Origin of the sequence: Nodosilinea sp. LEGE 06152, from assembly GCF_015207525.1 — a bacterium.
Classification (GTDB): Bacteria; Cyanobacteriota; Cyanobacteriia; order Phormidesmidales; family Phormidesmidaceae; genus Nodosilinea.
This window is the reverse complement of the sequence record NZ_JADEWR010000023.1, coordinates 35,519-59,767: the sequence shown is the minus strand read 5'-3', so window position 1 is coordinate 59,767 and position 24,249 is coordinate 35,519. Positions and strand designations below refer to the sequence as shown.

Here is a 24,249-nt window from a genome sequence, read left to right as displayed (position 1 = left end):
TCACCTTCTCTACCAACCTCTAACTAGCGGTGTACCACGAAACATCGCGGTTCTTAGTCGCCCAAAACATGCTGTGGATCTTTTGCACCGCTTCCATTAGCTCATTGGCGTGCTGTACGCTGACCTCTACCTTGGTGGCAGAACAGAGCTTGGCCGCTTTCCAGAAGGTGTCGTGCAGATCGGGAAACTGTTCTAGGTGCACGGGCTTAAAGTAGTCGGTCCACAGCACTAGCAGTTCATCTTTGGCAATCTGGGCCTGCTCTTCTTTAATCGCGGTATAGCGAGCGAAGGTGTTGTGGTAAGCCACAGCGGCGGCCTTGTCACCAGCGGCGGGCAGCTCCAAATCCACCAGTTTCTTGGTCATCGACAACACGGCTTCGGCGGCTACGCGGGCCGAGGAGGGGTCGTAAACACCGCAGGGGCCATCGCAGTGAGCGTGTACCTCAGCGGCGGGGAACCATGCCTGTAGTTTGGCAATTGCTTGGTTGAGCATAATCATCCTGGTAGTGAGTGGGTAAAAGCATTAAAACTGTAACTTTCTACAATTTTGGTGCTTCTGGCCTCAACTGCACCCCTGCCCGTGCTGGACTAGTTATCCCTATCCGGGGCAGGGGCATAAGCCAGGCCACGTTTCATATTGTTAACGCTATCGAGTCCTTCTGCAACCATCCATCCTCTGTCGGATGGTAGACTCTAGCCCCAAAAGGAGGGTTAACCCCTGCTCCAGAACGCTTTTGCAGTACTCTTGTACGATTAAATCTTGACAGATTGTTTAATGCTTTGAGTAGTTGCTTGGTTATGACGTTTTTCTCAGTACATTCGTGGAGCCGAGCGCTCGTGCTGTTTGGCCTTGGCCTTGGGCTAACAGGCTGTGGCGATCTCCTGTTGCTAGTTAATGCCTGGACCACCCCAGTGGATTTGGCCACCCTGCCCCCCTGCGTCGACGATGACTGCAACTGCGGTGACTTTGCTAGCCAAACCCAGGCCCAGACGGTACTCAACGCCTTTGCGGGCGACCCCTACGGTCTTGATGGCGACGGTAACGGCACAGCCTGCGAACTGCTGCCCCCGGTGCCGCCACCGCCTGACCCACCGGCCCCGCCCTCTAGCAACCCCCACCTGGTGCTGGGCAACCCCAGTCAGGCGGCTACGGCAAACCCCAACAACTATCTGCTGCAGCGCAATCAGTACGCCCTGAGCTATAGCCGCGATCGCAACGGGTTGAACTGGGCCAGTTGGGAAGTCGATGCCGCCTGGCTAGGGTCCACCGATCGCCAAGACAACTTTCGCCCTGACGGCGGCTTGCCCGCTGGCTTTTACCAGGTCACCCCCAACGACTACCGGGGCAGCGGCTACGATCGCGGCCATGTGGTACCTTCGGGCGATCGCACCAGCAGCGTAGGCGACAACGCGGCCACCTTTTTAATGACCAACATAATTCCCCAAACCCCAGAGAACAACCGTGGCCCCTGGCGAGAACTCGAGGAGTACGGCCGTGACCTGGTCTATCAGTACGATCGCAGCCTGCACGTATTTGCCGGAGCCTACGGCAACCAGGGCAGCGTCGGCAACCGCGCTATCGTTGTTCCCTCCCGCCTCTGGAAAGTTATTGTGGTGTACGACCGCCTCCCCAATGGCAGCCTTGGCATTGGCAGTGAAACCCAAGTAATTGCCGTAGACATGCCCAACATCAAGCAGGTCAGTTCCGACTGGCGGCAGTACCAAACCTCGCTTCAGCGCCTTGAGGTGGCCACAGGCTATACCTTTTTAGAGAACTTTCCCGCCGAGCTGCAAACCGTCTTGAAGGCTCGCACCAGCGAGGTGCCCTAAGTCACCAAGGGCACGACAGTCCAGAATTGAGTGTGAGCGCTTATACTGGTTAGAAAGATAAACTTAATTTTAGGATTTTATCGTGTATGGTATCTAATCTAAATACAAGGGGTGACAACAGGTAGCACTGGTATTGACTGTCGCAACGGCGGTTGTAGCAGTTGTGGGTAGCGTTGCCCAAGGTAGCTTTACAGAGGATTAGAGGGCAGAGCAGCTGGCCTCGGCACTGCTCCCTAGCGTCTAAGCCGCTAGTCCTCCGATCGGTAACCACCTGGGCGTAGTCATCCCCATCCAGTCTTGCCTAAAATTTGCGGCCGCAGTTAGAGCTTAACCCCAAAACAATTCTTCCTAAAGAGCTTAGTTTGCCGGTCTCCTAGATTTTTTTAGGAGAAACCGTTACACTCTACCCTTGCTTATATATGTGAATAGATGGGTTTTGTTTGGTCTATGGCAACCAAGCTGAAGCCGTTTTCTAATTAGCCAGACTACTCACTTGGGAAACCCAGCATCTACAACGACTATAGGTAACTCATTAAGTTAATTACTCAAAATATTTATGTCTAATAAGTACGGCTTGAAGCGCTTATCGATTTTTGTAGACGGCAATAATATGTTCTACGCCCAGCAGAAGAATGGCTGGTTTTTTGATCCTAAGCGGGTGCTCGAATACTTTCTCAGTCTTGATGGTGGCGCTACTCTAGTAAACGCCTTTTGGTACACTGGCCTCAAAGACCCTCAGGACCAGCGCGGTTTTCGGGACGCTCTAATTAGTTTAGGCTACACCGTTCGCACTAAAATCCTCAAGGAATATTACGACGATACCTCTGGCCGTTACTCCCAAAAGGCCAACCTCGATATTGAAATCGCTATCGATATGTTCAATACTGTCGACCAGTACGATGAGGTGGTTTTGTTTAGCGGCGACGGCGATTTTGAACGGGCGATCGAACTGCTGAGATCTAAAAATACCCATATCACCGTAGTCTCTACAGAGGGCATGATTGCCCGTGAGCTGCGCAACGCCACCGATCGCTACATCGATCTCAACAGCGTTCGTAAGTATATTGAGAAAGACTAGACGTAGGAGTTAACTAGGCCGCTCTGGGCCACTCTGCTATAGGTCCGGCAATCATGGCTCTACCTGTACAATAGCCTGCGCTAGCTCAGCATAGACAAACTAGCTAGCGCGGTGCTGGAAATAACTCGGCAAAGCGATCGCCTACCACTGCTATACTAAGTGACTGTAAATATCTCTTGCCGATGTGGCTCAGTGGTAGAGCACTCGATTCGTAATCGAGCGGTCGCGGGTTCAAATCCCGCCATCGGCTTTCAATGAAACAACGCTATAATAGGGGTTTCAGTGGTTAGGCCAGACCCTGGCCAACCTCTTCAGGCACTATGCTGGGTGTAACTCAGCCTCTGGATTGGGCCTTTTTCGTCCACTTTGGGTGTAAGTTGGGTGTAAAAGAAAGTAGTACGTATGACCGCCTAAAAGGTGTCAAAGCCTGCGTCTGATAAGGCTTCTAAGGGAACTGTCCAGGTAATTACCTTCCATGACCCGCCTCCAGCTGCGGTTTCGCTTTGGTGGTGAGCGCTATTAGGGGTTTGCTGAGGCTGCGAGAGAACAGTTGCAACCTTAACCAGAAGTAATGGCTGAGGAAGTCAATCCTCTGAAACCGGAGCTCAAAGCTTGTCTCGATCTGAAGACGCAGTATCCAGAGGGTTTGCTTCTAACCAAAACCGCAGATGGCCAGTTTTACGAAGCGTTTATGGCCGATGCTAGAGTACTGGCGGAGACAACCGAGGTCATTCTTACCAGCACCGATTCGGGCAGCCCTGACCTGGGCCGAGTGCCTGGTGCCTGTGACGGGCTTTCCGGTCCATGCCAAGGAGCGCTATTTAGAATGGCTGCAGCAGAGCATCTCGGTGGTGACAGCCGATGGCGCTGAGGCCATTGAGGTACATCCTCAGATCGAACCTTCAGAAAATCCGGTGGCGGCTCCGGTCAGTCAGGCCCATGAAGCACCTGCAATTCCTCAGGAGTCAAGCAATTCAGCGATCGCTCTGACCCCTGAAATATTGCTGATATCAGAAGAGCAGCCCAGTCTATTCTTTTTAGAAACCTTTGAGGGGCAAGCCCAACCTCAAACCTATTTCATTCAGGGTGATCCAGCCTGGAATCAGACTGCCGCTCCTCCCCCCTCACTGAAAAGCCCATCGAGGCTCCTCCTCTAGCTGTCGAGGAAACCCGATTGCCCCCGCCAAAGAGGGCACAGCTCTCCGTTGAAGACCTGTGGCAGTGGTATCGCCATGCTCGCGATATTGGCCGATCGGAGAAGCACCTGAAGCAGATTGAAGTAAGCAGTCAGGGAGTGATGGCGGGGAATGCACTGGGCGATCGCGACATCTAAGCCATGACCCGCGATGAATCCGCCTGGCAGGCTCAGATCACTACCGTCACTGAGCAGGCCCGTAGTATCCTCAGTACCGTCGGTACCCAGGACAGCGAAGGCCAACACTGCAGCGGTAAAACCTATCAGATCCACAGCAGCAACTATCACCTCAGCATCGCTGCTGCCTCGCGCTGATTAACCCTGAAACCTGCCAGCCCACTAGCGTTTATCGGGGTGATGAAACCGTTCTGTGGAAGCGGGTACGACGGTTAAATCGAGGTGTTTTTGAGGCTTGCTGCCCAACGAGTACTCATACCAAATTCTGTCTGTATACCACCAATTTGTAGGGGCATTGCAGTGCAATGCTCCCTACGAGGTACCGGTTACGAATCGGGGTTGTGTGACTCGGATTTGCTCTGTAAATAGCCGTCCCTAGCCCCTTTGGGGCGGCTTCACCAACGACTTCGCTCAGGGACCGGCTGTGGCTATTTTTATCGTTGGGGGTGCCGCGCTAGCGGCATGGACGATTGGTATCAGATAAAGATTGCCAAACAGATCGAGGCTTATGGGCGATTGTCCACCCAACGTTCAAATCCTTCCGACTTGCAGAACCCAACCCTGGTTCAACTACGGGACTGGTACCGAATTGCCAGAGCCATGGAAGTTCCTGAGAGCACATTGGAGACGATTAAAACCATCGGTCAACGGGTAGCTGAGGGCAAACCAATGCCGAGGAAATATTGGGAATTAATGCCGCACCAGGTTCAAAGCTACTGGCAGCAGGTCATTACCGTGATTCAGCAGGCGGAACAGATCTTGGAGAAGGTAGGGCAACACAGCGCTACGGGAATAACCTTCGAGGGCTGTACCTACCGAATTGACTGCATTTACGATGAAACCTTACAGGTTTTAACTCAGCAGCGAGGCATAATTCTTGCAGTTGAGGGAAGTCGTATCCACCGCTGTCATTTGAGCAAAGTAGACTTTCAGCAGTTTACTTGCTTCAATCAGCAAATTTCTCAGCCGGTTTCTAGAGTTTCGCTGTTGGAGCTGGTTTAGTGTGATGTTCGACAATGGTAAGCAATCTAAGACATGAGTTCTGCGGTGTGAACTCTATCCTGCGAAAAGCGGGACGCTGTCGGGACAAGAGTAAGGACACTAATGCCATACTGCCTTAGGCGATTGCCCCCCTGCCCTATCCAGGCTTGCTTGCCTTAACCCGGCCCCGGCGACGTCGCAGCTCGTAGAGCGCCAGCAGCCCCACCCCCACCAGCAGGGGCAAAAAGTAATAGACCAGCCGATACACTAGCAGCGCCCCAAGCAGCTGATCCGAGGGAATTGGCGGCGAGACCAGCAGAATCAGTACCGTTTCAAACACCCCCAGGCCCCCCGGCACATTGCTGATCACCCCGGCGATTTGGGCCAGCAGGTAGCTGCCAAAAAAGATGAAGTAGGTCAGCCCAGGGTGGGTAGGTAGCAGTACGTAGAGTACCGCTGCTGCCAGCGCCCAGTCGCAGGAGGTGATCGCAATCTGATTTAGAGCCAGCCCAGGCGGCAGGTGGGGTAGCACCCAGCCTTTGAGGTGAACCGCACGGCGGCTAAAGCTGCTGAGCAGCAGGTAGGCCACCGTGATCGCCAGAAATAGGATGCCCAGGGGGTGTGCGGTCTGAAAGGGCAGGTGCAGCAGGCCCGGCACCGAGAGCGGCTCTACCGTAAACACCAGACCGCCCACCGCAAACAGCCCCAGCCAAAAGCTCAGGTTGCAAAAGGCAATCATTTGGGCAATTTTGCCGGGACTGAACCCCCAGGCAGTGTAAAAGCGATAGCGAATGGCGCTGCCGCTGAGCAAGGCCAGGCCCACGCTGTTGCTAATGCCGTAGCTGATTACCGCCACCAGGGCCGTTTTGGCGTAGGGCAGGGGCTGCCGCACAAACCGGGCGGACAGGGTATCGTAGCCGGTGAGAAAGGCGTAGTTGAGGGCCGTGAGGGCGATCGCACCTCCCAATGCCCAGGCTGGAATTGCCCCAATGCTGCGGAGAATGTCGCCGGGTCGGTGCTGGTGCAGCTCGCTGGAGATGGCCCAGATCGACAGGCCAAACAGGCCCAGACTGAGGCCAATCGGCAGAATGTGAGCCAGGCGCTTGAGGCCGTAAGTGAGAGCGGTACTCAAGAACTGAGTGCCGAAGTAGTCTTGCAGACGATCGCCCGAATCGGCCCGCACCAGGGCTACTGCTACATCGGGCAGTTCCCCCAGGCGTGGATAGGCAAAGTAGCGGGGCTCCCAGTGGGGATGAAACTTGTCTTTGTAGGCTCGCAGGCCCTGGAAGTTGTAGATCGAGTTGAGATGCTCGTAGAGATAGTGCATGCCCTTTTCAATCCGGGGGGCATTGGCATCGTCACCTACCCCGGCGAGGGCCACCAGGCCCAGGTTGAAGCTGTCGTAGCCCTGGGCCTGACTGTGCTGCATCAGCGAGACAAACAAAAAATCCATTGCCCCGTGCTCTATATCTCGACGGTGGCGCATCAGGTCAATGGTGGCTTCGTTGAGCTGGTATTCGGGCACCAGGTTGGCAAAGGCCACCGGAATGCCCTGGGGATCTTCCACCACGGCAATTTTGCAACCTCGCAGGTAATCGAGGTCAAACCAGCCGAGGGAAAACTTCTTTTCGGCCCCCTCCATGGCCTCTAGCCAGTCGTCGCTAATCGCCCGCAACTCGGCCAGCAGCTCGTCGCTGACGGGGGGTGCGTAGTACTGCACCCGGTAGCCCTGCTTGGTAAATTTGTTGACTGCCGTGCGCAGGTTGCGGCCAGCTTTGCCCTCCAGGGTGAAATGGTGCAAATCGACAATGGCTTCTTCGCCAATTTTGAGGGTGCGAAACCCTGAAGACTCGTAGACCTCCAGATCATCTGGCATGGTCTGGTAAAAGGCAGGGTGCCAGTCGTTGCGATCGCAAAATTCTCGAAACCCAGCGATCGCTGCCTGCCGATCGATTTCTGGCCCAATGGGATCACCTAGAGCGATCGCCCCCCGTCCCTTGGGCACATAGGCAATCACCGTCTGCCCCGACGGGCTGAAATAGTAGGATTTATCCTCTAGCAGGGCGAACCGGGCCAGGGAAGATCTGCCGTACTGCTCCACAATAGCTGTGGCCCGCTCTCGCTCGGCATCGCTGGCTGCCCCCCGAAAAATCACCGGGCGAAACAGCATCCAGGCCGCATAGAGCAGCGTCACCCCGCCCACCATATAAATAGAGTTGGCAAAATGTCGCCCAAACCGGGTCGTAGGCACCAGCCCACCATTGTCGATGGTAAAAAACATGGCCAGGGTCTGGCCCACCGCCTCAGGTAGGCTAAACGGGGTGGCATAGTGGCGATCGAGCGCCCAAAAGCCCAGAGTGCCGTAGGCCAGGGTAAACAGCAGTGCCCCCACCAGCACCCGCAAGCCCTGCACAATCGAGGGGCGATCGGACTGGGCGGTGAAGATGGGCCGCAGCCACAGCAGTTGCCCCAGCAGCACCAGTGATAGCAGACTTTCTTCTAAATCCAGTCCTTTGATTAGGTGACTTAGGATAGAAACTATCAGTAGGCTCACCGCCAGCCCCCAGGCTACCCGCTTGCGCCGCAGCAGATTGGCCGCCAGCAGCAGCAAAAAGAAGCCGCTCAAGGCGGCGAACACATGAGCCCCAAGGCGAACTTCAGTGGGCAAAATCCCTCGTAACCAGTCGATGCGATGGGGCAATCCAGGGGTAACGGCTGACCACAGGTTGACCAGACCGACCATAGCCGTCAGCACTGCTGTGAACCAAACGCCGAGCTGGGTACGCCTGCTGATCACACGGTGTCTCCTCATTGGCAAGCAACCACTTCAGTCTAAGGGGCAGCATAGGCCGCCTGAAACGACAGCATGGTGTCATTGTGTTCTAAGAGGAACACGTTCACTTTGGCAGAGGCCAATGGCAAACCTGTGGCAAATTAGTGGCAAGGCTACAAGGTTAAAAAAGTGGGCACCCAACCGTGGGCTAGTGGTACTCGATTGACGCAGGTTTAACATCCGAGCAGCACATCTCATCCCTACAGTCATCCCTATTCTTGTTTAGGAGAACTTTAGCGATGAGCACCATCTATGATTCTGAACTTCGCATTGCAACGGCGATTTTGGCTGCTAGTTTTAGCTTATTAGCCGCCCCTGTTTTGGCGTCGGCAGAGATAGATTCCGCTGAAGAATCGGGCAGGCAGGATCGTATCGAGCATCCCTACTTGGGCGACATTGACCCGCCCCAGGCGGCCTACATCGAGGCCATGGATGCCAAACTGGGGCCCTGGCAGTAAGTAGGAAATAGTCAGCCGCCTTGTAGCTTGAGACTGGGCTAGTACTGTATGGCAGAAATTTCTCAACTATTGTCGCGCAGGCGTCTCGCCTGCGGCAAGCCAGGGGCTTGCGCGACGGTAGCCAAACTTCTGCCGTTGAGCGCTAGCCACCTGCGGGTTTGTCAAGCTTTTGTCACAGGTCTGCCACAGGCGGTGGTTATGCTCGGGGCTATCTATAGACGAGTGGGGCTAATCCAGCGGCAGTAGACCCTCTGCCACAGCATCTTGGCGGTGCTTATAGGCCCTGGTTGCACCGTCCTACTGTTCTGTAGCTATTACTCTACACTCGCTGCTTGTCATGCCTCAACTTCGCCGCCGTTTTGCCCTACAGTCTAGAATTGCCGCCTGGTCATCCGCCGAAAAAGCCCTGGCCCTCACCTCAAGCCTGACCTTGATCGGGCTACCCGTCCTTACCACCACGGCCTGGGCCGCCTGGCAAGACAGTCCCAAGAGCGTTTTAGATGAAGCCTGGCAAATTGTCCATCGCTCCTATGTTGACCCCAACTTTAACCAGGTGGACTGGGTACAGGAGCGGCAGTTGTTGCTGGGGCAGGAATACACCTCCCCCGATGCCGCCTACACGGCCTTGGAGGAAATGCTGGCCAAGCTCGATGACCCCTACACTCGGTTTATGACGCCGGAGGAGTTTCAGGCGTTTTCGAGCCAGACCAGCGGCCAACTGGTGGGGGTGGGGATGCGGCTGGCCCTGGACCCCGAGACCCAGGCGCTGGTGGTGGTGCAGCCGATTGAGGGGTCTCCGGCGATCGCCGCCAACGTGCAGCCAGGCGATCACATTTTGCAGATCAACGGCACCTCAACCCAGGGCATGACGGTGGAGGCCGCCGCCAGCCAGATTCGCGGTGAAGCCGGCACCACGGTGGAATTGCTGATGCAGCGCAACGATACGGCTCCCTTTGCGCTCACCCTCACCCGCGCCCGCATTGACCTGCCAGTGGTGACCTCGGCCCTGCGGGAGATCGAGGGGCAGCGCCTTGGCTACCTGCGCCTGAACGAGTTTAACGCCCAGTCTGCCGACCAGATGGAGCGGGCAATCAAAAGCCTGGAGGAGCAGCAGGTGGAGGGCTATGTGCTCGACCTGCGCAACAACCCAGGAGGCATTTTAGCTCAGGCGATCGCGATCGCCCGCATGTGGCTCGATGACGGGGCGATCGTGCGCACCGTAGACCGGGCGGGCCAGAGCGAAGCGGTCAGCGCCAACCATACCGCCATTACCGATAAACCACTGGTGGTGCTGGTCAACGGCAACTCGGCCAGCGCCAGCGAAGTGCTCACCGGGGCGCTGCAAGATGACCACCGGGCCACGGTGGTGGGCACTCAAACCTTTGGCAAGGCCCTGGTGCAGTCGGTCAACCGCCTGCGCGATGGCTCGGGCCTCAATGTCACCATCGCCCACTACTACACCCCCTCAGGGGCCGACATCAACCATAAGGGCATTGCCCCCAACGTGGTGGCTGAGTCGCCCGAGGCCGACCAGCGCGACCTGTGGATGCACCCCGATCGCCTCGGCACCGAGCAGGATAGCCAGTACGTGACAGCGATCGCCCAGCTGCGGGGGGCAATTGCGGCTAGAGCTTCGACCCAGGCGCAGCGCTAGGGGCTGTCATCAATTAGCTGCTAAACGCTCAAAAATCAAGGGTTACAGCCCCTAGCCTGTCTTGTGGGTCGGGCGTGGCAAAGCTTGGTATACCAGGCTTTTAGCCACAATTGATTACACGCCCTGGCCCTTAACCCTGAGCGGCAGGCCCGCCCTCGACCCGGCAGTGCTAGGGTATTGGCATTCATAACCATCGATCAGCCCTCCGGTGCAGGCCATGGCGCAAATTATCTTAATTGTGGAGGACGAGGTCGAGATCGCCCGCTTTATTCGGCAGCTCCTCGAAAAGGAAGGATTTGCCTGCCTGCACAGTCACGACGGCAACGATGCCCTGCGCCAGGTGCAAACCCACCAGCCCCAGCTCGTCATTCTCGACTGGATGCTGCCGGACATTGACGGTTTGGAGGTCTGTACTCGCATTCGCAAAGCGGCGGGCACCTACGACCCCTATATTTTGATGCTGACCGCCAAGGGCGAAGACTTTGACCGGGTAATTGGCCTTTCCACCGGAGCCGACGACTACCTGGTCAAACCCTTCAGCCCCATTGAGCTGGTGGCCCGCGTGCGCGCCCTGCTGCGCCGCAGCCTGCGCCAGGAAGCCCAGGGCCAGGTGTACCGCACCGCCCACTTTACCGTCGATCTAGACCGCCATATGGCCACCCAGCAGGTGCATGGCCGCGTCCAGGAGCTAGAGCTGACCACCATCGAGTTCGATCTGCTGGCCACGTTTCTCAGCCATCCGGGCCGGGCCTGGAGCCGGGCCTATCTGGTCGAAAAACTCTGGGGCAACGACTTTTTTGGCGAAGAACGGGTGGTCGATACCCACGTAGCCCGCCTGCGCAAAAAAATTGAGCTTGACCCCAAGCAGCCCCAGTTCATCAAAACCGTGGTGGGCATGGGCTACAAATTTGAGGATGAGGACTGATGCGGGTGGGGCTTCGGGGGCGGCTATTTTTCTCTCACCTGGTGGTCATGCTGGTGGGGTTAGGCAGCTTTATGGTGATCAGCCGGGCCGCATCTCACCACCTGTTTTCGGGCCATCTGGATCAAATGGCGACCATGGGGCGGGTGGTAAACGAGCTGCGGGGCGAACTGCTGTGGGGGTTTGAAAACGCCTGGAGTGGCAGCACGGCCCTGGCGCTTGCGGTCGGTGGTTTAACGGCAGCGGCGCTAAGCTACTGGGTGGCTCGCCGCATCACCCAGCCCCTGACCGAGATGGAGCGCATTACCCGCCAGTTTGCGGCGGGCAACTGGTCTGAGCAGGTGCCTCGCAGCGAGATTCCGGAACTGGCGCGGCTGAGCCGCAGTTTTAACCGCCTGGCCCTGAGTTTGCAGGATGTGGAAGAGCGGCGGCGGGAGCTGATCGAAGACTTGACCCACGAGTTGAGAACGCCTCTGACCACTGTGCGGGGCTACCTGGAGGAGTCGGAGGCCGCGTTACAGCCGCTCACCCCCGCAACCACCCACCTGCTGGTGCGTGAAACCCGCCGGTTAGAGCGCCTGGTGAATGACCTGCAAGAGCTCTCGAAGGCCGAGGCGGGGCAACTGCCGCTGCATCTTCGGGCGATCGCGCTCCCGCCCCTGTTTGAAAAGCTGCTGCTGCGCTTTGACAGCCAGATCGCCGAAGGCGGCCCCCAGATCGGCTGGCAGTGCGACGACAATATTGCCCCGGTGCTGGCCGATGTCGATCGCCTGGAGCAAATTTTGGTCAACCTGTTGGGCAACGCCATCAAGCACACCCGCCAGGGGCACATCACCCTCAGCGCCCAGGCCCAGGGCAACCAGGTCTGGATTGCGGTCACTGACACCGGCACTGGCATTGCCCCGGCAGAACTGCCCCACGTCTTTGAGCGGTTTTGGCGATCTTCCCAGGCTCAAACCGCCAGCGTGGGCGGCACCGGCATTGGCCTGGCGATCGCCAAACGCCTAGTCGAGCTGCAAGGCGGCCACATTGAGGTCGAGAGCACCCTGGGCCAGGGCAGCACCTTTCGCTTCTCGCTCCCCCAGGCGTGAGCCCAAGCTGTGGCAGATTGACACAGCCCGGCCACAGCTTAGCTATCCCTACTTCATACAGTGAGGTTGAACAACTCACTGAGGTATCTGCCATGGTTGCGCTATCGGTTCCTGCAGGGGCATTGGTTCTGGCTCTGTTACTCTTTATCAGCATGGGGTTCCTGGCCTGGCTATTTCCTGATGGGTCTTCAAATCCCCACAAAAGAAACTTGTAGGGTTGCTCAAACACGTCAGAAGGTTAACCAGTGGTCACCCCCGGCCCCAGGAGATCGAGAGGTGACGCTAGAAGGGGATGAAGTATACACTCGCGTCGGCGAGAACCGTTCCCCCCACTAGCTCGCAAGGATGGACGATCCATTTTATCGAACGCAGTCGTCGCTACTGGGTCTCGGCGATGGCAGGCCCTAAAGACGACCTGCTGTTTCAGCGAGGAACGCAGCAGGCCTGGCCGTGGGCACAAACCTGTCCTGATATTCGGTGGTTCACTGACGGTGAGCAGCGCTACGCCAAAGCGTTGTGGAACTTGGCCAGTGTCTATCTAGCGCTCCGCAATTGTTCGAATGCCTATCGCACCCGAAAAGTCTGGCGAGAAGGCTTAGAAGTAGCGATGAAACTTAAGGGGTTTCAAGGCCAACGGCGTGTGGTTTGGATTAAGACGGAGCATCCCTTTACGGCCATTAGTCCCATAGCAGAGGTGCAGGCTAATCATAGCGAGGCCCAAAATGCGGCTCTGAGACGGCGTTGTAGCGCGTATCGTCGGCGTCAGAATTTCTATACCAAGACCCGGACGGGGTTACAGCGCGTCTTAGATGTCCAGCGGATTATCCACAATTGGGTCCGACCGCACTGGGGATTGGAGAAACGGACTACTCCGGCGATGGCGATAGGCCTCTGCTCTGGCTCCTTATCAACTCAAGAAACCCTTTGCATGAGAGGGGTTCAATGCATCTCCTCTTAACGAACCAGTGCTGGAGAACGACGTGTTTATCGAATGTCGTAGAGGCTGATGCAGCCTAACAATTCGCTTGGAGCGGACTGCCAAAAGATCTTGGTGCCTTGCCAAAGTTACTTGCAGCCCATCAAGCGAACCGTTACGCGATCGCGCCCTGCCTGAATTCAGCCAACGCCCCATTCACCACCTCGGGAAACTCGGCCATCACCAGGTGCCCCGCCGCCTCCAGGTGCAGGTGACGACCCGCCGGAAAACGCTGCGCCAGCGCGGCCCCCATCGCCTCAGTAAACACAGGATCATGGCCACCGCTGATGATCAGCGCTGGATAGTTCAGCCGCCAGCTGCCACTGCGACGAGTAAAGAAGTTGTAGCCCCAAAAAATCCGCAGGGCGTCGTAGGGGTAGGAGTGAACCGGCAGCGGGCTCTCGGCGGTAAAGCGATCGAGGGTGGGGTGGCTGTGCTCGCTGGATAGTTGAGCGATCGCGCGCTGCATCCAGGGCAGGCGAAACAGGTGGCGACCGCCCCAGGCCAACCCCTGCATCAGCGGTACCTCCCACCAGGGGTCGAGGTCGTGGGTGCCGCCCGCCACCAGCACCAGCCCGGCCACGAGGTGCCGCTGGCACCACTCCAGGGCAATGGGCACGCCGTAGCTGTGGGCAAACAAAATTGGCTGGTGGATGTGACAGTGGCGCAGCAGCCGGGTCAGATCGCGGCAGTGCCGCCCGATCGAGTAGCGAGGGTAGGGGCTCGACTGGCCATGGCCCGCCAAATCGTAGGCGATCGCTCCCCAGCCCTGTTGTACCGCAAACTCGTACTGCGATCTGAGGTTAAACCGATTGCCCAATCCGCCGTGGAGAAAGACCACCGCCGGTTGCGTTCCGGCCCGATGGCAGACCTGAGCTGCACCCCAGGCCGCACCCGCATCGGTTCACCAATCAGTAGGTCCATACCCTATCTCTAAAGCGATATGCAGTCGATCCGCCCACCACTCAGTGCTGCCCAGGCCAAACCTACTCCGCCAAGGCGACCCTGCAATTATGCCAGTGGATGAGACCGCTGCAGCTGCTGTTCAATGCGCTCTAAGCGCTGGAGTAGCTCAGCCTCTATGGGGGTAGGCAAATCGGTCGCCCGCTCAACGGTGAGGCTACCGCTAGTTTCTAAAATAGCCGCCTTAATCTCGGCCAGGTCTTCAAACCCCTGTCGCCGCAGCACCGTGCGAAATTCTCCCTCAGTAATCAGTTCCCTGGCCAAGTTTTCAGTCTTGATCTGCCCGTCTAAGAGCAGCAGGGTGGGTCGGCCTTCTACCAAGCGCTCAATGCGGGGATAACGATAGGCTAAACGCACCACTAAATAATTCGTTACCAACAAGGCCGTCGCCCCAATCAGCCCTCCCGCCACCGAGTTGTCGCTGCCAATAATCGCATTTTGCACGGCGTTGGAGAGCATGAGTAGCACCACCAGGTCAAAGCCGGTAATCTGCCCCAGCTCTCGTTTGCCCCCCAGCCTCAGGGCAACCACCAAAAAGCCATAGACCAAAATGGGGCGGATAATCTTTTCGAAAACGGAGATATCGGGTATCCACAGGTCATGAAGAGTCATAGCGTAACAATGGCGTCTACACTTCCCAGAATGAGCAAAATTCGAACCATCGTCATTTTAGTCAGGGCCGTACACCTACAAACATCAGGGTTGCTCATGGGGCGAAAGTAATAAATTTTATAGGACTGAGGTACCCCGCAAAGCTGTAGTTTTCCCAACTGCTGAACCCTCGCTCCCTCGGCTATCTCTTGCCCAAGACTAACCCCTGAGTGGCCTGTGACTGCTCAGGGCACTATCACCGCAGAGCCGTGGACCCCCTCACTGAAAACCCTAACTGCCACTGCCATCCCACCTGTCCTCAGAGCGTGGTTTAGAAGCGCATCGCACCCACCATCACTATCTACAAAATCGGGGGAGCGTAATACCAGGCATGGCTTTACTCCCCCTTCTACTCAGCTAGACATGAGCCGCTGCCGATGGTAAGGGCACCGCTCTAAGCTGTGCTGAAACAAGGACTGACGACTTTCTAGGGTGTTTGTCATCCACTGCGAGATCAAAGCATGCCACTTGACGGGCAGCTGTAGCCTGGCCCAGGCATCGGCAGAATTTAGGGACAGGGTGCTGTAGGCCTCTGCGTCGGTGAGCACGGTTTTAATGCAGTGAGCCAGGGAGACGGCGTCTTTTTCTGGAAACATCAGCACATCTTTTCCTAGCTCAAATTTTTGTAAAAACATAGGATGGTCTGAAAGAATCAGAGGCGTTCTAACAGTTAGTGCTTCATATATCGTCAGAGGCAAGCCTTCTGAGTAGGCATGGTGACTGGGAACTACAACCACGTCAGCCCAGCGCATCTTCTCTAAAACCTGATCGTTGAGCAATCCTCCCGTTAAAACTACCTGGTTATCGAGCCCTAGACGACAAACTTCAGCTCGAAAGGAATCGAGTTCCCCTTTCCCAATTAAGGTTAGCCTAGGCGCTAGACCAGCGCTCTTTAGGACAATGAGGGCATTTAAGATATCGCCCACCCCTTTGATATCACAAATAGCACCAACATAGACAATATTTCGATTATTGATAGGTGCATCTCCCAAGCTTTTGGGAGCAAAATCTTTGGGGGTAGTTTCGTAAGGATAGTCCCAGGGTATGATTTTGCTGGGTTTAACACCAATACGCTCTAGAGAGTGACACGAACTCAATCCGTGGTTAGCTACCAAATCAATCGCTTTATCATTTAGTACACGTGACAACCGCGCATGGCGAAGCTTAGCAGAAATTTTAATCTCCTGAAATGAGTCAGCGAACAACCCCATCGCCTTGACCTGGTTGTGCTTAGCCCACCTGAACGCAGAGATCAGCGGGAAATGGACAACTAAATGGGTGGGTTTTTGCTGATTAAGTAGCTCGAGAAGGCAATTGGTATCTTTGTAGGGGTCAAGATTGCCGCCCACAGCACGTAATCCAGGCTCTAAAACCTGGTTGTATTTAGAATTTGTTCTGCAGCATACATAAATCACCTCATCGACTTGCTGGCCGATCGCAAGAGTGCTTTCCAGAATATAATTATGACCAAAATATTCCTGTTTACCAGATTGGGAAAGTAGCTGATAAGTTTCCCGAAAATCACCACCGTATTGAAGAATAACCAAACGAATACCAGCCAAGCTAAGCATAGTGACTAAACACACTCGATAGTAGTTATAAGTTGCAACTAGAAAATATTGACCAGGTAATGCCTTGAGTTGGCATCATTCAATCCCTGTTTCTGAGCGATTCTATAGTTCATTAGAGTGGTACTGAAACCATGCATTAGGATGCATTAACTCCGAGCTGTAGTTACGCTATTAGAACTAATTCCAATGACATGAAAGTCTGCTTTGTCAAATCAATGCTGAAGCAGCCTAAGAAAATCAATAAAATGCTTCGACTATTCTCAAAAATCCTAACTTGAGTAAAAATGGGCGATTCTTCGGCACTTTATCCATAAGAAATAAGTTGCTTTTTCTTGAGTTTTTGTATTTGGAGAAGTAATATTTAATCGCAGAAAAATTCAAATTCATTTGGGGAATTGCTGGAATAGTATCTAATATCACAAATCCTTGTGTCAAAAAGGTGTCAAGCGAGTGTCAACTTATACTCAACTGCCCTTAGTTAAGGCATGGCAACAGCGGGTGGCCGTAAGCCAGCGATCGACAGAAACTTTTTTCCGGGGAGTACAAAAGGAGAGAACAAAAATACAACAGCAGTCTTGTCTGGCCTGAATAACTTGTAAACGGTCAAAGCGGCACGGCAAAGAAGAGCCTGAAGCGGTTTGGCCTCAGGCTCTTCAACAAATTGATCTTGAGCTAAGCCTAGGGATTGGCAACGCTGTAGATCTGTCGGCTACTGGGCGCTGTTTTGAACCGGAAACACCCCCGGCTGCACCGCAATAGTTTGGCTCTGACCATTGCGCTTGATTTGCAGGCTCAGATGACTGTTGACAGCAGTGTTTTCACCAGGCTTTGCACCTCATCGGCCTGGGTCACGGCCTTGCCATCGATTTGCTGAATCACGCCCCCGGCTCGCAAACCAGCCTTAGCAGCGGGTGAGCCGGGCATGACGCGAGCCATTAGCACACCCTGGTCTTCAGTTACGCTGAGGCCGCTGTTGGGGTCGCTGTTAAGGGTTTGTTTCACTTCGGGCGTCAGGGTCAACAGCTGAATGCTTAAGTAAGCGTGATCGACTTTGCCCTGGCTAGCCAACTGGTCAGCAATCTACTGCACTTTATTAATCGGAATGGCAAAGCCAATGCTCTGTGCCCCTTGAATGATAGCGGTATTCATGCCAATCACCTGGCCCTGGGCGTTGAGCAGGGGGCCGCCGGAGTTGCCGGGGTTGATGGCGGCATCGGTTTGAATGAAGTTGACCCGCTGGTCGGGGATTCTTAACTGGCCGCTCGATCGCCCGGTGGCGCTGATGATGCCAGCGGTGACGGTGCTGTCGAGGCCCAGGGGGTTGCCCATGGCGATCGCGCTGGTAGCCCTCAGCCTCTGGCAGTTCAACGAAGTCGAGTTCATCAAGCAGCGAGTGACCTGGTCACAGATTAAACTCCAGCGCATGGAACACCTTATGGGCCTTGATTCAGGAGGATAAAGCTTCGCGTTGAAAAGCTGTCAGCGTGCCTACTGAGTTCAAACGCACTCTCTGGATTAGCAACACTCCGAACAGATGCTGATAGCCAACGGTAGAACGGGGGGTAAGGCCTCTCTCACAGAGCTAGGTTGAACAAGAAATCACGAATTATAGCGTTTGCCAAAGAAAGTGCTGGAACTATTGCTACAGAAAGCTTCGCTATTAAAGTTCTGTGCATTGCAAATAGCCATCCATGGAATGTTGGCTATTTTCGCCTCTTCATAAGTAAATTATATGAACCTAAAAAATAGTTTTATGAGTAAACTAACCGGGTGGATAAAGATGTATCTCGGTTTACAGTCTCTATCTAAGCTTGATGGAATAAATGAGTTTCAGATGAGTTGGAGATAGGCAAAAAATGCGGCACTTACTAAGCTGGTCTCGAAAAAGAATTGCTTCAGGACTACTAATAACCTCTGTCATTTTTGTGGGGGCTTGTTCAGCAAGTGAAGATATGTCTAACAGCGAATCTACAGGTTCAGGAAGCAATTCTGGCAAAACGATTAGAATTTCGATCGGCACTCAAGACCAGGTTATCAATACTGCCGTAGGCGGCGCTACAGTCCGCGAGCTAGAGCTGTTAGAAAAGCATTTGCCGACCGATGGTAAATATGAGGGCGTAAACTACGATATTCAATGGTCTAGCTATACCTCTGGCCCCCCAATTACCAATAAAATGTTGGCCAATCAAATTGACATTGGCCTGATGGGTGACTTTCCCACCGTTATTAACTTGATCAAATTTCAGCAAGAAGCCGCCGATGCCGACTCGGTTTTCATTGGTACCCTGGCCTACAGCCCGAATGGAGCGGGCAACGCAGTGGTAGTGCCCAAAGATAGCGATGCTACCTCTTTAGCCGATTTAAAAGGCGGCACGGTTTCAGTCCCCTTTGGCTCAGCAGCACACGGCATGGTGCTCAAGGCGCTAACCGATGCTGGGTTAGATCCCGAAACCGACGTCGAATTGATCAGCCAGGCTCCCGAAGTAGGCGGTTCTAGCCTTCGCACCGGACAAATCGATGCCCACGCCGACTTTGTACCCTTCGGTGAACTGTTTCCATTCCGAGGGTTTGCCAGAAAAATCTTTGACGGCGCACAAACCGGAATTCCAACCCTCCACGGCATCACCGTACGCTCTGATTTTGCCGAAGCATATCCCGAAATTGTGGTGGCTTATCTGAAGGCGGTGCTCGAAGCTAACCAAATGTTTCGAGCCGATCCTGAAGGCATTTCCGCCCAGATCGAAGAGTGGTCAGGAATCGAAAAAGAAGTGGTCTATATGTTCTTAGGCCCCTCTGGTTTGCAGCCATTAGATCCAACCATTCGTGAGGTACAGATCAGTGCGTTGAAAAACAGCATTGCCACCCTAACCAGCCTAGGCAAAATTGAAAAACCCGTGGCCCCAGAGGAAGTCGTCAATTGGATTGACGAAAGCTACCTGCGCACAGCCATGGAAGAACTAGGGCTGAACTACGACGAAGTGATTGCTACTGCAGAAGCCTATCAAATTACCGGCAAAGATGCTCTGACCGGAGAAGCCATCGAAAATCCCAAACAGGCGGCGCAGCTTTGGGTGCAGGGAGAAGAGAAAGTGGCCAACTATGCTTCGATCGCGAACATGGTAAAAGCCCTGTCGGCCCTGCAGGCTGAAGGTCAGGCGGCAGACGTCATGTTTGTCCACGACTACAACAACGGCTGGAAACTGTTTGCCGAAAACGCCTATTTTGTCAGCAATGGCGATGAGGTCGCGGCCTTCTTAGTCGAAGCTGATGCCCAGACCCATGCCTCGGCTACGGGCGGTCAAATAACGGCCTTTAGAGGCCTACAAGACCTCTACGCCGATCGCAAACCCGTCCTGGTGGGGGCACAGCGTTAGCGACTAGATCTGGCTAGTCACAGGCAAGCAGACCGAACTGCTCTCACTCCCCTAAGAGTAGCCTTACCGCTGCACTTTGCGGAACTCAGTGTGGGTCATAGGGAACAGAATAGCGCGATCTGCTTGCCCTACTGTGGCTTTCAGTTAACACCTATTGATGTGATTGAGAGGCAAACCATGGCGGTTTCGGTTCCACAGATGGTGCACCCGCGCTGGCTGATTCAGGTAGGCAACGCCTTAAACGGCATCTTTTTAACCAATCGTTCAGCCCGCCGGGTGCTGGCGCTAACGCTATTTTTTGGCATTTGGCAAATATTGTGCGCGATCAACTTCGACTTTTTTATCAATTTTCAATTTGTGCCTTCCCCCGTGGAGGTGTTTAAAGCCACCCTGACCTTTTTTACCGAAAGCCCCTGGGTGCATTTTCGCTCCAGCATTGGGCGAGTGCTGTGGGGCTATGTCGCAGCTTCTGGTTTGGGGGTGCTACTGGGCATTCTGATTGGCTGGTTTGCTGTGGCCGAAGATCTACTGCTGCCACCCTTAGAATTGCTGCGGCCCATTCCGGCAGTGGCATGGATTCCGCTGGCCATTTTGATATTCCCCAACGCCGAGAGCGGCATGATATTTATTACTTTTGTGGGGGCATTTTTTCCGGTACTGATTAGCACCATCAATGGGGTAGAGAGTACCCTCAGCGATACGGTGCTGATTCGGGTTGGGCAGTGCCTAGGAGCCAAACCCTGGCATATTTTCAAAGATATTGTGGTGCCGGGGTCGCTACCAAACATTGCCAGCGGGCTGGTGATTGGCATGGGCAACGCCTGGTTTTGTTTAGTGACCGCCGAAATTTTGGCGGGTCGCTACGGTATTGGCTACATCACTTGGGAGTCCTACGTCACCTCCAACTACCCGCCGATTGTAATGGGAATGCTGCTGATCGGCCTGATGGGAGCCTTTAGTTCGTGGGCCGTGAGCCGAGCGATGGAGGCACTAATGCCCTGGCGGGTGATTAAGAAACAGGGCAGTGTTTAAGGGTTGGGAAAGTTTTGACTGTTGAGTTCTAAGTTTTGAATTTGACGGTGTGTAGTTTGCAGGATGGGCAATGCCCACCAACTCAGCTTTCCCCAACGGCAATCCTTAAATCTAAATCGTGATTGGTAAAGATTATTTTGATGCTACTTCAAAGGACGACTAAGACGTGATGATGACGCAGCTTGAGCAACGGCAAACGGTTAAGGGTGCGGTGCAGGTAGAGGGCTTATCGGTCACCTTTCGCAACCGGGGCCAAGACATTCATGTGCTAAATCAAATTCAGCTGAGTATTAGGCCAGGGGAATTTGTGTGTTTACTGGGGCCTTCGGGATGCGGCAAATCGACGCTGCTGAACGTCATTGCCGGGTTTATTAAACCGACGGCGGGCTACGTGATGGTCGATCAGGCTCCCATCACCCGGCCGGGAGCCGATCGCGGCTTTGTATTTCAGCAATATTCGCTGCTGCCCTGGAAGACAGCGTTTCAAAACATTGAGCTGGGGCTGAAAATTCGCGGCATGGCGAAGGGCGATCGCACCGAACTCGTCCACGATTATCTCAACCGGGTGGGGCTCTACAAGCACCGCAACAGCTACCCGCACCAGATGTCGGGTGGTATGCAGCAGCGGGCCAGTATCGTGCGGGCGCTGGTTAACTCGCCCTCGGTGCTGCTGATGGATGAACCCTTTGCCGCCCTCGATGCCCAGACCCGACACATGATGCAGGAGCTACTGCTGGACATCTGGGAAGACCTAAAAACCACAGTTATCTTTGTCACCCACGACATTGAAGAGGCGATCTTTCTAGCCGATCGCATCTGCATTATGGGAGTGCAGCCAGGCCACATTAAGGCCGAGCTGCCAATTGGCCTGCGCCGCCCCCGCCATTTTGACGACACCCTCTCGGCGGAGTTTGTCAACCTGCACCGCCAGGTGTTTGAATGCATCCGCGAGGAAACCATGAAAAGCATGGAGGGTTGCCTGTAGGGGCAAGCGGCGTTTGCCCTGCCCATTCTGGGTGAGATACAGGGCTACAGGGAGGCGATCGCCCGCTCCAAAAACTCCGGCTGCATCCAGCGATCGAGGTTAATTTGCCCTAGGTGCTCCTGCCCAGCAATCTGACCCAGCTGCTGAATGTGGGCCTGGAGCCAGTCGGTGCGCAGCTGGGTTTCGGGTAGGTAGACCACATCGGCCTGGTCGCTGGTACTAGCGCGTAGGGTCTTGGCCACAATGGCGGCGTCCATATTCACCCAGCGGCTGACCAACGTAGTGGCCATGGGCTGGGTGGCGTACCAGTACTGGGCGGCCAGCAGCGATCGCAGGTAAGCGACGGCAATTTCGGGATGTTGCTCGGCCAGGTCGGCGCGAATCACCACGCCGTGGAAGGTGGGCAGCCCGTCGAGGTTTTCGTGCAGTAGCCGGCGAAACTGGCCCCTGTGCCGGGCAATTTCGTGGAAAGGGGCGAAGTAGGCATAGCCATCTACCGGGGCAGAGCTGCGGCCCGATCGCTGGGGGCCAGCGCTGTCGCTAGAGGTAAGAGTGACGGCATTGAGAATCTGCCGGTGGTGGAGCGATCGCATTACCATACTGTGAGCCGCCGAGCCGAAGGGCACCGCAATCACCCGCCCCACCAAATCGTCGATGCAGTCGAGAGTCGAGTGCTGGGGCACAATGATGTCGTTGCCGGTGCCATCTAGGTTGCTGGCCACAAAGCTGATTAAGCGAGTGCCCGCTGCTGGGGCCGTGCTGTCGTAGGGGGCCGCGCTGAGTAGCAGTGGGTAGTCGCCCAGCACGCCAATGTCGATTTGCTGCGACTCTAGCCCCGCCACAATCGGTGCCCCCGAGCCGTAGTCAGACCAGCGCAGGCGATATTGCACCCCGCTATAGCGGCCCTCGCGGGGCAAGAAATGCTCCAGCAAACCCAGCCGTTGAATAATTAGCCCAGCGGTGACGGTTTGAATCGTGCGGTTTTGGGTGCCAATGGTAAGGCTGATGGTGTCGGTGCCGCCGATGGAACCAGAACGCACCAAAAAATTAGGAGCCTGGAACCGAGGCACTTTGTGTGAATCGGATACAGCCAGCGGTGTCTCCAACGGCCTAGGCATGGATGGGCCTTGAGAATTGCCCTGGGAGACGCCGGGCTGACCCTGCACCATCGCTACAAACTGGCGAATCGGCTCTAGCCCCAGGCCGCCCCGACCCGCGGGCTGACCCGCCAAGCCCAGAGCGCGACCCAGCCGTTTGGCCATCAGCAAAAATAGGGGCGTGCCCAGGGCAAATTCTTCTAGGGGAATGCGGCGCAGCAGCCCAGTCTCACACTCCATTTGAAATTCAAAATCAGAGACAAACCCCAGGTAGTGACCCTGGAGCAAATAGGTGCGCATCAAACTGGCCGCATCGACGATTTCGACATGGGCAAAATCGGTGAGATTGAGCCCCAGTTCCTGCATGCGTTTTTGCAGCACAATGCGACCGGGAACGCCCTCGGGCGGCAAGACCCAAGCCTGGTCAGTCAACTCCTTTAAACTCAGCCAGGGACGCTGGGCCAGCTGATGGCTACTCGACACCACTAGAGAATAGTGAACCGAGCCGATCGCCACCTCTGAAATTTCATCAAAGGTCGAAAAACTCAGATCTGAGACCCCAATATCGACCTCACCAGTCTTAATGGCCCGATATAGCGGTTCGACGGCATCAAACTGCAAACATTTAGTTTGCACATCGGGATAAACCCGGCGGTATTCGTACAGCACCGACGGCAGCCAATTGCTCAACATATCGGGCATACAGCCAATTTTTAAGGTGCTGAATTTGCCCTGCTTAATCTCTTCGATCTCGGCTACCAATCGGCTTTCTAAATCCACCAGATTGGGGCCTTCTTCTAACAGATATTCTCCTACCTGAGTCAGCTCTATTCGTCGCCCTAACCTTCGGAACAGGGGAGTTTCAAGCTCACATTCTAGGCACTTGATTTTGGCACTTACCGCTGGCTGGGTCAGATTTAATGTGTCGGCAGCTTCTGTGAAGCTCAGACAGCGAGCTACCTCCAAAAATACTTTTAGCTGGTAGATTTCCATTGTTATTGGCCTGCCTAAATTATTTTTTAGAACTAGCTTAAAAATCGCCGCTTCACTTCATTTAATTATGCTTTTTGTCAGCCTCTGCTCGGCATGATTAAAACGCCAAGATCTGATCGCTGAAATCTATTTGGTACAGCCAATGAACCAAGCAGCTAAATCTCATTCATTTTTTTGATGAGTGTATAGAAGGCTGTGATGGGTAAACCGTAGCCACCGCTACAAATCCCATTGATTCGCTTTGGTGGCCTCCTTTAAGCTACATATCAAAGGCCAGAAGCCAAGGGTTAGTTGCCGTTTCTTAAGCATTAGCTAACCGTGATAGATCAAGTTCGGCTCGGCATCTGTAGTTTCTCCATCGGCAAAACTCACTTCTGGACTTGGGTTT

At 54.9% G+C, this 24,249-nt stretch carries 20 protein-coding genes, 1 tRNA gene and 4 pseudogenes; 17 read left to right on the top strand and 8 right to left on the bottom strand.

The genetic code is table 11. The annotated features are described in order from the left end of the window. Positions 1 to 19 precede the first annotated feature (19 nt). Positions 20 to 493: a superoxide dismutase, Ni gene (gene sodN / locus IQ265_RS24240; RefSeq protein WP_194058383.1), complete on the bottom strand. Its 474-nt coding sequence runs from the start codon at positions 491 to 493 to the stop codon at positions 20 to 22. A gap of 305 nt (positions 494 to 798) precedes the next feature. On the opposite strand from sodN, the gene IQ265_RS24235 reads away from it, so the two are divergent. From IQ265_RS24235 to IQ265_RS24200, 8 genes and pseudogenes are all read left to right on the top strand, one after another. Further along, positions 799 to 1,830 (top strand): DNA/RNA non-specific endonuclease, encoded by a 1,032-nt coding sequence (locus IQ265_RS24235; RefSeq protein ID WP_194058381.1) that lies wholly within the window; start codon positions 799 to 801, stop codon positions 1,828 to 1,830. Positions 1,831 to 2,386: 556 nt separating this feature from the next. Beyond that, positions 2,387 to 2,908, top strand: coding sequence for an NYN domain-containing protein (locus tag IQ265_RS24230; protein ID WP_026072253.1), 522 nt, complete (start codon positions 2,387 to 2,389; stop codon positions 2,906 to 2,908). 178 nt (positions 2,909 to 3,086) lie between these two features. Beyond that, a tRNA-Thr gene (locus IQ265_RS24225) sits at positions 3,087 to 3,158 on the top strand. A gap of 321 nt (positions 3,159 to 3,479) precedes the next feature. Further along, positions 3,480 to 3,599, top strand: a pseudogene (locus IQ265_RS29020) (hypothetical protein); the annotation flags it as partial. Positions 3,600 to 3,606: 7 nt separating this feature from the next. Continuing rightward, entirely contained in the window at positions 3,607 to 4,065 is a 459-nt protein-coding gene (locus IQ265_RS24215) for a hypothetical protein (protein ID WP_228038427.1), read from the top strand. Positions 4,066 to 4,082: 17 nt separating this feature from the next. Next, positions 4,083 to 4,241 (top strand): hypothetical protein, encoded by a 159-nt coding sequence (locus tag IQ265_RS24210; protein ID WP_194058375.1) that lies wholly within the window; start codon positions 4,083 to 4,085, stop codon positions 4,239 to 4,241. A gap of 3 nt (positions 4,242 to 4,244) precedes the next feature. After that, positions 4,245 to 4,418, top strand: a complete 174-nt coding sequence (locus IQ265_RS24205; protein WP_194058373.1) for a hypothetical protein — start codon at positions 4,245 to 4,247, stop codon at positions 4,416 to 4,418. Positions 4,419 to 4,742: 324 nt separating this feature from the next. Further along, a complete protein-coding gene (locus tag IQ265_RS24200) occupies positions 4,743 to 5,282 on the top strand; it encodes a hypothetical protein (RefSeq protein WP_228038417.1) in 540 nt (179 codons plus the stop codon). A gap of 136 nt (positions 5,283 to 5,418) precedes the next feature. Here the strand turns inward: IQ265_RS24200 and IQ265_RS30290 are convergent, their stop codons facing one another. Together IQ265_RS30290 and IQ265_RS30285 are read right to left on the bottom strand one after the other, a co-directional pair. Next, positions 5,419 to 6,393, bottom strand: coding sequence for a lysylphosphatidylglycerol synthase domain-containing protein (locus IQ265_RS30290; protein WP_278002854.1), 975 nt, complete (start codon positions 6,391 to 6,393; stop codon positions 5,419 to 5,421). 12 nt (positions 6,394 to 6,405) lie between these two features. Next, positions 6,406 to 8,058, bottom strand: a pseudogene (locus tag IQ265_RS30285) (phosphatidylglycerol lysyltransferase domain-containing protein); the annotation flags it as partial. Between the two features lie 275 nt (positions 8,059 to 8,333). On the opposite strand from IQ265_RS30285, the gene IQ265_RS24190 reads away from it, so the two are divergent. The 5 genes and pseudogenes from IQ265_RS24190 to IQ265_RS29015 all read left to right on the top strand — a co-directional run. Further along, on the top strand, positions 8,334 to 8,552 hold the full coding sequence (locus IQ265_RS24190; RefSeq protein WP_194058371.1) for a hypothetical protein: 219 nt from the start codon (positions 8,334 to 8,336) through the stop codon (positions 8,550 to 8,552). A 337-nt stretch (positions 8,553 to 8,889) separates the two neighbouring features. Continuing rightward, positions 8,890 to 10,206: a S41 family peptidase gene (locus IQ265_RS24185; RefSeq protein ID WP_194058370.1), complete on the top strand. Its 1,317-nt coding sequence runs from the start codon at positions 8,890 to 8,892 to the stop codon at positions 10,204 to 10,206. 217 nt (positions 10,207 to 10,423) lie between these two features. Further along, complete coding sequence (locus tag IQ265_RS24180; RefSeq protein ID WP_194058369.1) at positions 10,424 to 11,131, top strand: response regulator transcription factor; 708 nt, start codon at positions 10,424 to 10,426, stop codon at positions 11,129 to 11,131. Beyond that, positions 11,131 to 12,219, top strand: a complete 1,089-nt coding sequence (locus tag IQ265_RS24175; protein ID WP_194058368.1) for a HAMP domain-containing sensor histidine kinase — start codon at positions 11,131 to 11,133, stop codon at positions 12,217 to 12,219. Before IQ265_RS24180 ends, IQ265_RS24175 begins: the two co-directional genes overlap by 1 nt. Before the next feature lie 246 nt (positions 12,220 to 12,465). Continuing rightward, positions 12,466 to 13,177: pseudogene (locus IQ265_RS29015) on the top strand (IS1 family transposase); the annotation flags it as partial. 133 nt (positions 13,178 to 13,310) lie between these two features. Here IQ265_RS29015 and IQ265_RS24170 read toward each other — a convergent pair. The 4 genes and pseudogenes from IQ265_RS24170 to IQ265_RS24155 all read right to left on the bottom strand — a co-directional run. Continuing rightward, positions 13,311 to 14,036, bottom strand: coding sequence for an alpha/beta hydrolase (locus tag IQ265_RS24170; protein WP_347405013.1), 726 nt, complete (start codon positions 14,034 to 14,036; stop codon positions 13,311 to 13,313). A 170-nt stretch (positions 14,037 to 14,206) separates the two neighbouring features. Further along, positions 14,207 to 14,770 carry a YetF domain-containing protein gene (locus IQ265_RS24165; protein WP_194058367.1) on the bottom strand — a complete coding sequence of 188 codons (564 nt, stop codon included), beginning with the start codon at positions 14,768 to 14,770 and terminating at the stop codon, positions 14,207 to 14,209. 392 nt (positions 14,771 to 15,162) lie between these two features. Next, positions 15,163 to 16,380, bottom strand: a complete 1,218-nt coding sequence (locus tag IQ265_RS24160; protein ID WP_194058366.1) for a glycosyltransferase — start codon at positions 16,378 to 16,380, stop codon at positions 15,163 to 15,165. A gap of 709 nt (positions 16,381 to 17,089) precedes the next feature. Then, positions 17,090 to 17,718 (bottom strand): annotated as a pseudogene (locus IQ265_RS24155) (trypsin-like peptidase domain-containing protein); the annotation flags it as partial. Here IQ265_RS24155 and IQ265_RS29625 point away from each other — a divergent pair. The 4 genes from IQ265_RS29625 (at position 17,708) to IQ265_RS24140 (ending at position 21,771) form a co-directional block, all read left to right on the top strand. After that, on the top strand, positions 17,708 to 17,839 hold the full coding sequence (locus IQ265_RS29625; RefSeq protein ID WP_255523892.1) for a hypothetical protein: 132 nt from the start codon (positions 17,708 to 17,710) through the stop codon (positions 17,837 to 17,839). The pseudogene IQ265_RS24155 and the gene IQ265_RS29625 sit on opposite strands and share 11 nt — an antisense overlap. 493 nt (positions 17,840 to 18,332) lie before the next feature. Beyond that, positions 18,333 to 19,754, top strand: coding sequence for an ABC transporter substrate-binding protein (locus IQ265_RS24150; RefSeq protein ID WP_194058364.1), 1,422 nt, complete (start codon positions 18,333 to 18,335; stop codon positions 19,752 to 19,754). A gap of 198 nt (positions 19,755 to 19,952) precedes the next feature. After that, entirely contained in the window at positions 19,953 to 20,786 is an 834-nt protein-coding gene (locus IQ265_RS24145; RefSeq protein ID WP_278002853.1) for an ABC transporter permease, read from the top strand. Positions 20,787 to 20,955: 169 nt separating this feature from the next. Next, entirely contained in the window at positions 20,956 to 21,771 is an 816-nt protein-coding gene (locus IQ265_RS24140; protein ID WP_194058360.1) for an ABC transporter ATP-binding protein, read from the top strand. A 44-nt stretch (positions 21,772 to 21,815) separates the two neighbouring features. Here the strand turns inward: IQ265_RS24140 and IQ265_RS24135 are convergent, their stop codons facing one another. Continuing rightward, entirely contained in the window at positions 21,816 to 23,861 is a 2,046-nt protein-coding gene (locus tag IQ265_RS24135) for a LysR substrate-binding domain-containing protein (RefSeq protein ID WP_194058358.1), read from the bottom strand. Positions 23,862 to 24,249: the final 388 nt, after the last annotated feature.

Excerpts from the sequence above, each read along its gene's own strand:
- sodN (WP_194058383.1), bottom strand. The coding sequence starts at position 493 with ATGCTCAACCAAGCAATTGCCAAACTACAGGCATGGTTCCCCGCCGCT.
- IQ265_RS24235 (WP_194058381.1), top strand. The coding sequence starts at position 799 with ATGACGTTTTTCTCAGTACATTCGTGGAGCCGAGCGCTCGTGCTGTTT.
- IQ265_RS24230 (WP_026072253.1), top strand. The coding sequence starts at position 2,387 with ATGTCTAATAAGTACGGCTTGAAGCGCTTATCGATTTTTGTAGACGGC.
- IQ265_RS24215 (WP_228038427.1), top strand. The coding sequence starts at position 3,607 with ATGCTAGAGTACTGGCGGAGACAACCGAGGTCATTCTTACCAGCACCG.
- IQ265_RS24205 (WP_194058373.1), top strand. The coding sequence starts at position 4,245 with ATGACCCGCGATGAATCCGCCTGGCAGGCTCAGATCACTACCGTCACT.
- IQ265_RS24200 (WP_228038417.1), top strand. The coding sequence starts at position 4,743 with ATGGACGATTGGTATCAGATAAAGATTGCCAAACAGATCGAGGCTTAT.
- IQ265_RS24190 (WP_194058371.1), top strand. The coding sequence starts at position 8,334 with ATGAGCACCATCTATGATTCTGAACTTCGCATTGCAACGGCGATTTTG.
- IQ265_RS24185 (WP_194058370.1), top strand. The coding sequence starts at position 8,890 with ATGCCTCAACTTCGCCGCCGTTTTGCCCTACAGTCTAGAATTGCCGCC.
- IQ265_RS24180 (WP_194058369.1), top strand. The coding sequence starts at position 10,424 with ATGGCGCAAATTATCTTAATTGTGGAGGACGAGGTCGAGATCGCCCGC.
- IQ265_RS24175 (WP_194058368.1), top strand. The coding sequence starts at position 11,131 with ATGCGGGTGGGGCTTCGGGGGCGGCTATTTTTCTCTCACCTGGTGGTC.
- IQ265_RS24165 (WP_194058367.1), bottom strand. The coding sequence starts at position 14,770 with ATGACTCTTCATGACCTGTGGATACCCGATATCTCCGTTTTCGAAAAG.
- IQ265_RS24160 (WP_194058366.1), bottom strand. The coding sequence starts at position 16,380 with ATGCTTAGCTTGGCTGGTATTCGTTTGGTTATTCTTCAATACGGTGGT.
- IQ265_RS29625 (WP_255523892.1), top strand. The coding sequence starts at position 17,708 with ATGGCGATCGCGCTGGTAGCCCTCAGCCTCTGGCAGTTCAACGAAGTC.
- IQ265_RS24150 (WP_194058364.1), top strand. The coding sequence starts at position 18,333 with ATGTCTAACAGCGAATCTACAGGTTCAGGAAGCAATTCTGGCAAAACG.
- IQ265_RS24145 (WP_278002853.1), top strand. The coding sequence starts at position 19,953 with ATGGTGCACCCGCGCTGGCTGATTCAGGTAGGCAACGCCTTAAACGGC.
- IQ265_RS24140 (WP_194058360.1), top strand. The coding sequence starts at position 20,956 with ATGATGACGCAGCTTGAGCAACGGCAAACGGTTAAGGGTGCGGTGCAG.
- IQ265_RS24135 (WP_194058358.1), bottom strand. The coding sequence starts at position 23,861 with ATGGAAATCTACCAGCTAAAAGTATTTTTGGAGGTAGCTCGCTGTCTG.